Source organism: Pandoraea terrigena (assembly GCF_902459705.1).
GTDB classification, from domain to species: Bacteria; Pseudomonadota; Gammaproteobacteria; order Burkholderiales; family Burkholderiaceae; genus Pandoraea; species Pandoraea terrigena.
On record NZ_CABPRU010000016.1, the window covers coordinates 97,989 to 106,251 of the forward strand.

At 58.9% G+C, this 8,263-nt stretch carries 15 protein-coding genes; 10 read left to right on the forward strand and 5 right to left on the reverse strand.

The genetic code is table 11. From position 1 onward, the window contains the following. Positions 1 to 174 precede the first annotated feature (174 nt). On the reverse strand, positions 175 to 615 hold the full coding sequence (locus PTE31013_RS23180) for a phage regulatory CII family protein (RefSeq protein ID WP_150614993.1): 441 nt from the start codon (positions 613 to 615) through the stop codon (positions 175 to 177). Positions 616 to 798: 183 nt separating this feature from the next. On the opposite strand from PTE31013_RS23180, the gene PTE31013_RS23185 reads away from it, so the two are divergent. Next, complete coding sequence (locus PTE31013_RS23185; protein ID WP_246174868.1) at positions 799 to 1,080, forward strand: hypothetical protein; 282 nt, start codon at positions 799 to 801, stop codon at positions 1,078 to 1,080. A 119-nt stretch (positions 1,081 to 1,199) separates the two neighbouring features. Here the strand turns inward: PTE31013_RS23185 and PTE31013_RS25410 are convergent, their stop codons facing one another. After that, positions 1,200 to 1,493, reverse strand: a complete 294-nt coding sequence (locus PTE31013_RS25410; RefSeq protein ID WP_150614995.1) for a helix-turn-helix domain-containing protein — start codon at positions 1,491 to 1,493, stop codon at positions 1,200 to 1,202. A 72-nt stretch (positions 1,494 to 1,565) separates the two neighbouring features. On the opposite strand from PTE31013_RS25410, the gene PTE31013_RS23195 reads away from it, so the two are divergent. From PTE31013_RS23195 to PTE31013_RS24970, 6 genes are all read left to right on the forward strand, one after another. Next, on the forward strand, positions 1,566 to 2,222 hold the full coding sequence (locus PTE31013_RS23195; RefSeq protein ID WP_150614996.1) for a LexA family protein: 657 nt from the start codon (positions 1,566 to 1,568) through the stop codon (positions 2,220 to 2,222). Between the two features lie 29 nt (positions 2,223 to 2,251). Further along, positions 2,252 to 2,689: a hypothetical protein gene (locus tag PTE31013_RS23200; RefSeq protein ID WP_150614997.1), complete on the forward strand. Its 438-nt coding sequence runs from the start codon at positions 2,252 to 2,254 to the stop codon at positions 2,687 to 2,689. Positions 2,690 to 3,248: 559 nt separating this feature from the next. Further along, positions 3,249 to 3,944: a hypothetical protein gene (locus PTE31013_RS23205; RefSeq protein WP_150614998.1), complete on the forward strand. Its 696-nt coding sequence runs from the start codon at positions 3,249 to 3,251 to the stop codon at positions 3,942 to 3,944. Positions 3,945 to 4,291: 347 nt separating this feature from the next. Beyond that, the gene (locus PTE31013_RS23210) at positions 4,292 to 4,570 is read left to right on the forward strand and encodes a hypothetical protein (RefSeq protein WP_150614999.1); all 279 of its coding nucleotides are present in this window, start codon (positions 4,292 to 4,294) and stop codon (positions 4,568 to 4,570) included. A gap of 266 nt (positions 4,571 to 4,836) precedes the next feature. Further along, complete coding sequence (locus PTE31013_RS23215) at positions 4,837 to 5,085, forward strand: hypothetical protein (protein WP_150615000.1); 249 nt, start codon at positions 4,837 to 4,839, stop codon at positions 5,083 to 5,085. A gap of 135 nt (positions 5,086 to 5,220) precedes the next feature. Continuing rightward, positions 5,221 to 5,367 carry a hypothetical protein gene (locus tag PTE31013_RS24970; RefSeq protein ID WP_174978693.1) on the forward strand — a complete coding sequence of 49 codons (147 nt, stop codon included), beginning with the start codon at positions 5,221 to 5,223 and terminating at the stop codon, positions 5,365 to 5,367. Between the two features lie 44 nt (positions 5,368 to 5,411). On the opposite strand, the gene PTE31013_RS23220 is transcribed toward PTE31013_RS24970, so the two are convergent. Together PTE31013_RS23220 and PTE31013_RS23225 are read right to left on the reverse strand one after the other, a co-directional pair. After that, positions 5,412 to 5,732, reverse strand: a complete 321-nt coding sequence (locus PTE31013_RS23220; RefSeq protein WP_150615001.1) for a hypothetical protein — start codon at positions 5,730 to 5,732, stop codon at positions 5,412 to 5,414. Further along, the gene (locus PTE31013_RS23225; protein WP_150615002.1) at positions 5,729 to 6,130 is read right to left on the reverse strand and encodes a hypothetical protein; all 402 of its coding nucleotides are present in this window, start codon (positions 6,128 to 6,130) and stop codon (positions 5,729 to 5,731) included. The genes PTE31013_RS23220 and PTE31013_RS23225 overlap by 4 nt, the downstream gene beginning before the upstream one ends. Here PTE31013_RS23225 and PTE31013_RS23230 point away from each other — a divergent pair. Together PTE31013_RS23230 and PTE31013_RS23235 are read left to right on the forward strand one after the other, a co-directional pair. Further along, positions 6,125 to 6,628, forward strand: coding sequence for a hypothetical protein (locus tag PTE31013_RS23230; RefSeq protein ID WP_150615003.1), 504 nt, complete (start codon positions 6,125 to 6,127; stop codon positions 6,626 to 6,628). The two genes, PTE31013_RS23225 and PTE31013_RS23230, sit on opposite strands and share 6 nt — an antisense overlap. Position 6,629: 1 nt before the next feature. Beyond that, positions 6,630 to 7,187: a hypothetical protein gene (locus PTE31013_RS23235; protein ID WP_150615004.1), complete on the forward strand. Its 558-nt coding sequence runs from the start codon at positions 6,630 to 6,632 to the stop codon at positions 7,185 to 7,187. Here PTE31013_RS23235 and PTE31013_RS23240 read toward each other — a convergent pair. Continuing rightward, on the reverse strand, positions 7,135 to 7,707 hold the full coding sequence (locus PTE31013_RS23240) for a hypothetical protein (RefSeq protein ID WP_150615005.1): 573 nt from the start codon (positions 7,705 to 7,707) through the stop codon (positions 7,135 to 7,137). The genes PTE31013_RS23235 and PTE31013_RS23240 overlap by 53 nt on opposite strands. Positions 7,708 to 7,742: 35 nt before the next feature. Between PTE31013_RS23240 and PTE31013_RS23245 the strand changes: the two genes are divergently transcribed. Beyond that, the gene (locus PTE31013_RS23245) at positions 7,743 to 8,174 is read left to right on the forward strand and encodes a DUF551 domain-containing protein (protein ID WP_174978694.1); all 432 of its coding nucleotides are present in this window, start codon (positions 7,743 to 7,745) and stop codon (positions 8,172 to 8,174) included. Positions 8,175 to 8,263 lie beyond the last annotated feature (89 nt).

Below are 8,263 nucleotides of genomic sequence, written 5' to 3' on the forward strand. Positions count from 1 at the left end.
CTCAGTGGTCGCACGGCAGAGTGCCGTCTTGATTGGGCTGAGCGCCGCAGGAAATGCAAACGGGCGCATATGCTTCGGGCTCGGCATTCGGGGCATCGCCACAAATCTCGGCGAAGGCGTTGGCGACGGGCGCGCCGTCTTTCGGAAAGGGCCAGGTATTCGTGAACGATTCAATCATTCGGCCATCCCCCGAAGGCGTGCGGCCAGGTTAAACAGCACCTGAGCGTGCGCGAAAATTCGGGATTCGACTCGCGTCACCTCGGTGAACTCGACGCGGCCGTCTTCCAGCGTCTTCGTGATCTCCCGGCCGACGTCACCATGGGTCTCCCATGCCTTGCCCATCATCTCGACGATGGCCGAATCGCAGCACTCGAACACCTGCGGCATCTTGACGAGTGCATAGCCCCGCGAAGCAGCCCAGGCCTCCAGAATCCGGTCGTCGTTGGTGATGTCGACCGCCTTCACGGCCTCAGCCAGCGACAGGTGGTGCGTGTCGTTGTTGGGGTTGACCTTGTTTCGCAGAACAGCGGCCGACGAGCCCATGCGCGGCGCGAGCGACTCGCTACCACCCGGGTAGTCGTGGACCGTTGCGTATGCTGCGTCGGTGATGTTCATGTGTCGTTTCCTCGAACGTTTTTGTTTTCTGCGACTGTCATTACGATGGCCACATGGAGAAATTTCGATCTGGCCTACTGCATAAGGTGAGTCCCCACGCCGGTGCTATGCTGGCCGCTCATCACTTCGTTCAACACAACATCCGTCGGGGGACTCATGGGCTCAAATAAGCGAACCTATTTATTGAGCGTCTTCATCAGCGAGCCCGCAACCAAGCACGCAGGCATCAAAAGCGCAATCGATGCCCTGTCGGACGGCGAATATGAGTTTCTGCACCTGCATAAGATGGGCGTATTCGCAGTCGTGAATTCCGATCATTGCGCCGACGCGATCCTGAGCGCCGTGCAAGAGGCAACAATGTCGGACGATCGTGTGTTCATCTGCTCTCTCGGGAATGACTGGCAGACGTATGGACTGAACAAGGCCGCTTTCTGGTTGAAGGGCCACTTGAAACCGAATTCATGACGCCGTCGCCAAAAAGTTCCCGCAATTGCGCGCGGCGAATGGGGGCCACCAACCCTTCGACGGCGCGCGCAATCCATGCGAGCGGCCCGAACAGCAAGAACATACGAAGTCGTTTCATCTCAAACACCCCCGGCCATCAGCGCCGCCCCGCAACTACTTGCTTCCGCCCCCTCGCTGTCTCTTGCAGCGTCGGGGCGTGGTCGGAGGCGCGGCGGACTCACGCCCGGCGCACCGAAGACCTCCGCATGAAGTTTCTCGAGCCCTACGACGATCTTGTAGGCGGGACGCTTTTTCCCGACTCGCCCGTGCGCAATGTCAGAGATAGTCGGCTGGCTGCACCCAAGGCGATCTGCGATCGCTTTCTGGGTCCAGCCGGCGTCAATTAGTTCGAGAACGATTTGTTGGATGTCCATATTGAAAATATAGACAAACCGATAATCAAAGTCAATCGGTAAATCTATAGCTCGATATATAAGAATTCCGATATGACACTAGGACAACGACTGCGCGAGGCGCGAAAAGACGCAAAGCTCTCTCAAGCAGAGCTTGCGAAGCGCGTTGGGATCAAGCAGCCCACTCTTTCCGACCTCGAAAATGATGTAACCAAGGGTTCAACGGCAATTGCGACTATCGCGGCTGCTCTTGGGGTCAGTGCGTTATGGCTTGCAGAAGGGCGAGGTCCAAGACGGGGCAATGAACCTGTTCAGAACGTCACAGCAGCATCAATTGGGCATCGCCGGATTCCGCTCATCAGCAGTGTGCAAGCCGGGCAGATGACTGAGACGGTGGTCCCGTTCCCTCCGGGGGGGGCATACGAGTACCTGCTTACCGATCTGGAGTTGTCGGAACACGCGTTCGGCCTTGAGGTCGAGGGTCGGTCCATGGAGCCGAAGTTCTACGAAGGCGATCGACTGATAGTTGATCCAGCTCTATCGCCGCGACCCGGTGATTTCGTGATCGCGAAGAACGGTCACGAGGAAGCCACGTTCAAGAAATATCGCCCCCGAGGCATCAACGCCGCCGGCCAAGACGTGTTCGAGCTTGTGCCACTCAACCCTGACTATGCAACGATAAATAGCGAGAATGAGCCGGTGCGTATCATAGGGGTCGTTGTCGAGCATCGGCAGGTGCTCAGACGCTAGAGCAGTGCACAGATCAACGGGGAAACGCAATGTCGCAACGGTTCAAGAATCCAGCAAATGGATACGTCGAAGAAGTGGGCTATGGGGCATGTTATGGGGTCTTATTTTTGGGCCCAATCTACCTAGCGCTCAAAGGCCTGTGGTCCCATGTCTTCATTTGGCTTGCGCTCATCTCGTTGCCAACGATAGCTTCCATGGGGCCTTTCTGGGTATTGACTCTTCTCCTTCTCTCCGCCGGGTATGCAATGTTCATCCAGGGCATTTTGGCGAAGAAATATCTCAACAAAGGATGGGTTCTCGAAAGTGATCCTACGCTGCCGCAAGATCCTTGGGCTGCCGAGAAAGCGCCGCCGCCAGTTCGTGCGTCGTTGACAAAAAAGTGCCCATTCTGCGCCGAGGAAATCAAGGTCGAAGCCATTCGCTGCAAGCATTGTCAGGCTGATCTCAGCGCAACACCTACTGCCTAGCGCCTGTCATCCAATATCCGTACGCAAAAACCCGCTTCGGCGGGTTTTGTCATTCTTGGGCGCCTGTAATCCCATCCCCCTCCTCGCGCCACCACGTCCTGACAAGCCTCGTTTGGCTCAGAAGCCCGCCACGATTTTGGCTCATTCGCAGCGGCGCCCGCTTACGCTCACGAAGCATTTCAAGAAATATCGGAAAATCTATTGACTGATATTATCGGTTTGTCTATATTTCACTCCAACGCAGCACACATCGCTGCCCGCCCGACCTCTCGGGTGCTCTCTAAAAATTCAGTTACCGATAGAACACGCCGATGGCGTTCGCATTCTCTGCGAGCGCGGCTAGGCGCAGGGCGGAACCCTCTACCCCTGATCAAAGACCGGAGGCTATCCAAGCGCCGCCTGGCTGCTTCGTGCAGCTATAGACCGCCGCTTGGATTGAAGAGATGCAGCGCCGTCGTGAGCCGGCCCAGCCGGGAGTAGCGCGGGGCGCTGCATCCAAACGCTGTATCTGAGGCGGCTTTCTTCCGAGAGCCGCGCCATATACACGAGGAGAGAAACCATGCAGGAACTGCAAAACGTAGTTTCGACCGCCTTCGCCAACATCGTGGCCTCGGGCGCCATCGAAAAAGCCGTTGAAGAAAAGCTGCAAAAGACTATCACCGACGCGATCGACAGCGAACTGCGCAGCTACTCCGACTTTGGCAAGATCATAGGCGAGCGAATCAAACAATCGCTCCAGATCAATTTCGACACCCTCGGACTGCCCGGCTATAACGAATTGATCCTCAAGATCGTGAGCCAGCAGCTTGAGGCCAACATGAGTTCGGCGCTCACCGAACACATCCAAGAGCGTATGGCTGAGTTGCTCGCGCCCGCGCCGTCCGCTATCGAGCTATCGGCCCTTGTAACCGAGTTCATCAAGCTTGAGACGGAACGCGCAGGCCACACGCCGACCAGCGACGAATTCACGCTCATCGTGAAGAGAGACACATCCATCCGATCCATGCGGTTCGAGTATGTGTATCTGGATCCCGATGCCTATAAGAGCGAGTACCAGTGCAAGTATCAGATTCGGATTGTCGACGGCGTCGTTTCGAACGTGACATTCAACGAAGTTGATCCGAGTAAGAAGCTGTTTATCGGCAGGCTGTACGGGTTCGAGCGCCGCCTGTTCCAGCTTTATGCGGCTGGAACGGAGTTGATCCTTGACGACGAAACCAAGGAAATCAGCACCTATTACCCGCATTGCGACTGAATCGGACACCTCCCCGGCGAGGGAACGCCCCCGATGACGTAGGCGTGACGGCCGCCAGAGTGCGGCACCCTGAAGCGAGCAGACCCGCGTCGGCGCGGCGACGTTAAATAGCCCGTACACCGTTCCCCGGTAGCTGGAAGGGTCTGCTCTCTTGAGGGTGAATGCGCAGGCTGATGCGCGGCGAATGGAAACAACCGGGTGGGCAGACATCCTAGGCCGGTATGCCGGCTGCCATGAAAACATGCGCGCCACTCTGAGCCGGGGTCAGCACCGGCCACCCTCTTCACCTAGATCCTCTCACCTGCGCGCCTTCTTTCAACTCGCGCGCCCATCTATCGGACGGACACATGGCAACGACCAAGAAGGCGCTGGAGATCCAGCTCGCCAAGAATCAAGTGGTAGACGAGATCAGAAGCCTCCGGGAACAGATTCTGTTGGCGTGCGGGCGCGTACCTGGCTGGATAGCAATGGCCGACGCGACGAAATCCGCCGAGTGGCGCGACCGTGCAGAGTTTGAGTTTTCCCGTGTCTCGAACTTCCCTTCTGTAAGCGGGGGGGGCAACAGCCTAAACAAGCTGCGCGATATTCTCGCGCGTGATCGCAGTGCTCTCGGGCTCCTGCTATAGCGATGCCAATTCTCCTGATCCTGCTGCCGCTCCTATGGGCGCGAGCGGTAGCTTATCCGCGCCTAGGGCAAGCGCTGCCCCGACGTATCCGACGAACCCGTAACCACGCCGTGCCAATCGACTACGGTTAGGTGCCGCGTGATCTGCGCCCGCTTACTGAATCAGAGCGAGCCTGACAGCTCACAGGCCCATGGCGGACATGGTTAAAGCCGCATCGCCCCGGTGTTCTGCCGGGGCTTCCCCTTCTTCCCTTTCGAGGTTTCCCCATGAGACTCGTCGCGCTCGCGGCTTTGCTCGCCCTTCTGTCTGCCTGCACCGATTCCGATACGGCGCGGCGCGCTCTCCAGGGTGCCGGATATACCGACATTCGCATCGACGGCTACAGCTTCTACGGCTGTGGCGACAACGATGACTATTCGACCGCGTTCACCGCCAAGGGCCCGACCGGAGTACCGGTTTCCGGCGCCGTCTGCTCGGGCTTCCTGAGCAAGAGCGCAACCATTCGCCTCGACTGAGGAGGGCGGTATGCACGCAGCAGAGATTCGTCAGTACCACGCAGGCTGGCATGACGCCCTTCACGGCATGCCCTGTCAGTCCGATGACTTCGCGTACCGACTCGGGTATAGCGACGCTACCCACTGAGGCGCGCAATGTTTCAGCGCCTCGTTGTCGATCCCGTGAACGCCACCTTCCTTCGATACAACCAGTGGACGATTGATCACAAGCGCGCCGCCTGGACCTGCCACCTCTCGGCGCTTGGTGCCGCACTTCTCGCGAAACTCATTTTCAATGTATGAGCAATGCCCCGAATAGGGCGGCAGCAAAGCGAGCATGGGAAGCCCTACGCCCTCTCGTCAACAAACAGCGAGTGCGATCGGGCCGTCCAATCCTTACGGGCTCCGCGCGGCATCATGAGGAAGCCGAAGATCGGCACAAGCTGCACGAAGCAATCGCCGCTCACCTTCCCGTCCTTCTCGCTGCCCTCGCCTTCTACATCAAGACCGACGCCCAACGCCGCACGGATACCGAAGCGGATGCCGAGCGCTGGCGCCACGTCGAATCCCACTACCCATACGGCGGACACCCTTCCAAGGGATTCCGAGAACACATCCGTACCGCCGTCGACCGAGAACGAGGAATGAAATGACCGCTGTGCCGTCATTCAAACAGAAGATCAACGACAAGGAAATCCGGCGTGCGGACGCGATGAAGATCCGCTACGACGACATCCACATCGAACCGGGCTTCAATCTCCGCGCCTCGCTTGATCTGCTCGATGGCGAAGCGCTTGAGAAGGCCAAAGAAGACGACGAAAGCCTGTTTCGTCACATCATGGCTGGCGGCCAATACCCCGCGCTCGAGGTTCGCCCTCGCGCTGAGGGCGGCGTCTGGCTGGTAGACGGGCATCGTCGCCATGCGGCCATCGGGCGGGCAGACGCAGCCGGCGCGCCGCTGCGGGATCGTGACGGCGAGCTGATGGTTCGTATCGATGCCTTCGATGGCAACGACGCGGACCGAACGCTTCGCATCCTGTCCAGCAACAAGAACCGGCAGTTGCATCCGCTCGAAAAAGCGTTCGGTTACCAGCGCCTTGCCCGCTTCGGATGGGACAACCCGCGAATCGCGGAAGCCGACGACGTCTCGCCCCAATGGGTAGGCAAGATGCTCGTGCTCGCCGGGGCCAATTCCGACGTTCACCGCCTGGTGTTTTCCGGTAAGGCATCTGCATCGGTCGCGGCTGACGCGGTGCGTCAGCACGGCGAGAAGGCCGGGGCCTTCCTGTCGGGCGAGCTTGAGAAGGCATCCGCCGGCGGGAAGAAGAAAGTCACTGCCGGATCCATCAAGGGCAAGTCCTACTCACGCAAGGTAGTGACGGCATACGTCGAGCGTATTGGAACCTTCGTCTCCGCCTTGCCCAACGCAGACCGACAGGCAATCGCCAACAGCGAAACTGACTTTCCCGTGACGGTCAGCGCAAAAGCACTTCGCGAATTGCTCGCAGCCCATTCCGATATCAGCGCCGCCAGCGCGCCCACCACGCCTGCCACCGGAGCTTGATATGCGAATCTGGATGCCGAAGATTGTCGCGCGAGCCATCATCGCTTACGCCCAGCGCACGCCCTACTTCGACCTTCGCGGCTATATGCGCCGTTGGTGGGTCAAGAAGCCCCGCGGGCACGATGCCAGCGCCGCCACCGACGGGCGCCGCGACACCAGTTGGGGCGCACGAGTGCACAACACACTCCGCAGTGACGCTGGCCGGGATCTTCACGATCACCCGTGGTGGAGCATCTCCATCGTGCTGCTCGGCGGCTACTGGGAAATCATGCCAACCGAGCAGGAGCAGCCGGCCAAATGGGATGCTCGCCCAGAAACGACCCTCTTGCGCGGATATCGCCGCGTCTGGCGCGGCCCCGGTTCCATCGTCTTTCGACGTGCGACGGATCGCCATCGGCTCGAAATCCCCGACGGCGGCGAAGCCTGGTCCCTGTTCATCATGGGGCCGTGGCAGCGTAACTGGGGCTTCCATACGCCTCGAGGCTGGATCCCTTGGCGGGAGTATGTCAGCCCTCAGAGAACGGCCCCATATTTTCCGGCGATTTCGCAAGTTCAATAGCCATCAGGTGAAGGTCCAGTTCCAAACGGGTTTCTTCATACCATGGGTTATTCCCGCTGGCGCTATCCCCGGACGGCATCTGTCGCAAGAGCCCTTCAATGGTGTTGATTGACTGTCCGAGCGATAGAAGATGACCGCGAACCGCGACCGAGTCGAGTTCGTACACGGATAACGCGCCTACCTGCACCGACAACGCTGCCCACCTCGAGAATGCGCCGTTGAATCGATAATCAGCCGCTTCCTGGGGCGTTCTCATGTAAAAGCGAAATGCCTTCAGTTCGGATTCTGTCATCGTCGCAATCTGCGAAATCGTAGACAGAAGTCGGCGCTGCCTGTTCGCTTCCTGAACCCGTGCATGGCGCACAGGGAAGTACCCGGCTGCCGCAATAGCAGCGATTGATCCGAATGCTTGCACCCAACTCGCCAATTCGCCACTGCCTTGAGGCGGAAATCGCCAAAACGCGGCAGCAAGCACACCGATAGCAACACCCCCGAAAAAGCTCACCGTGTACGTGCGCATGTATTCGCTCGTTCAAATTTTTCAGGAATCCTAGCATGAGCCCCTACGACCCCCGCCCTGAAGGGCTGAATACCCAGCCGGCGCCGCCGTCTGCGCCTCCACAGATTGGCGCGAATGACGAGCTGGCGAAGATGACCCGAATGTTCGGCGCGGCCTACGCTGACCTCGGGCTGATCAATGAGGCACTCGACCTCGACCCGGACGACGGCGGTGCCGAACCGATCCTCGAAGCGATCGCAGAATTAAAGGCTCAGGTACCGCAGTGGATACCCGTCAGCGAGCAACTACCCGAGCCGGAAATCGATGTGCTGGTTCGCAAGCAATGGGGCGAAGCGGTCTACCACGATGTCGCTGGCCTGTTCCATGGCGAATGGGAATCTCAGGTGAGCCAGGATGGATGCAAGCACACGGTCACTCACTGGATGCCACTGCCGGTGGATCCGCACGAGGAACAAAACAATGGCTGACACCAAGACCGCGACGTTTGATGCGATCAGTTACGCATTGGCAAAGCAGGTTCCGGCAATGGAGAGCGGATTCACGATCTCGACCAGCT

Coding starts and splice junctions, on each gene's coding strand:
- PTE31013_RS23180 (WP_150614993.1), bottom strand. CDS start 615: ATGAACATCACCGACGCAGCATACGCAACGGTCCACGACTACCCGGGT.
- PTE31013_RS25410 (WP_150614995.1), bottom strand. CDS start 1,493: ATGGACATCCAACAAATCGTTCTCGAACTAATTGACGCCGGCTGGACC.
- PTE31013_RS23195 (WP_150614996.1), top strand. CDS start 1,566: ATGACACTAGGACAACGACTGCGCGAGGCGCGAAAAGACGCAAAGCTC.
- PTE31013_RS23200 (WP_150614997.1), top strand. CDS start 2,252: ATGTCGCAACGGTTCAAGAATCCAGCAAATGGATACGTCGAAGAAGTG.
- PTE31013_RS23205 (WP_150614998.1), top strand. CDS start 3,249: ATGCAGGAACTGCAAAACGTAGTTTCGACCGCCTTCGCCAACATCGTG.
- PTE31013_RS23210 (WP_150614999.1), top strand. CDS start 4,292: ATGGCAACGACCAAGAAGGCGCTGGAGATCCAGCTCGCCAAGAATCAA.
- PTE31013_RS23215 (WP_150615000.1), top strand. CDS start 4,837: ATGAGACTCGTCGCGCTCGCGGCTTTGCTCGCCCTTCTGTCTGCCTGC.
- PTE31013_RS24970 (WP_174978693.1), top strand. CDS start 5,221: ATGTTTCAGCGCCTCGTTGTCGATCCCGTGAACGCCACCTTCCTTCGA.
- PTE31013_RS23220 (WP_150615001.1), bottom strand. CDS start 5,732: ATGACGGCACAGCGGTCATTTCATTCCTCGTTCTCGGTCGACGGCGGT.
- PTE31013_RS23225 (WP_150615002.1), bottom strand. CDS start 6,130: ATGCAACTGCCGGTTCTTGTTGCTGGACAGGATGCGAAGCGTTCGGTC.
- PTE31013_RS23235 (WP_150615004.1), top strand. CDS start 6,630: ATGCGAATCTGGATGCCGAAGATTGTCGCGCGAGCCATCATCGCTTAC.
- PTE31013_RS23240 (WP_150615005.1), bottom strand. CDS start 7,707: ATGCGCACGTACACGGTGAGCTTTTTCGGGGGTGTTGCTATCGGTGTG.
- PTE31013_RS23245 (WP_174978694.1), top strand. CDS start 7,743: ATGAGCCCCTACGACCCCCGCCCTGAAGGGCTGAATACCCAGCCGGCG.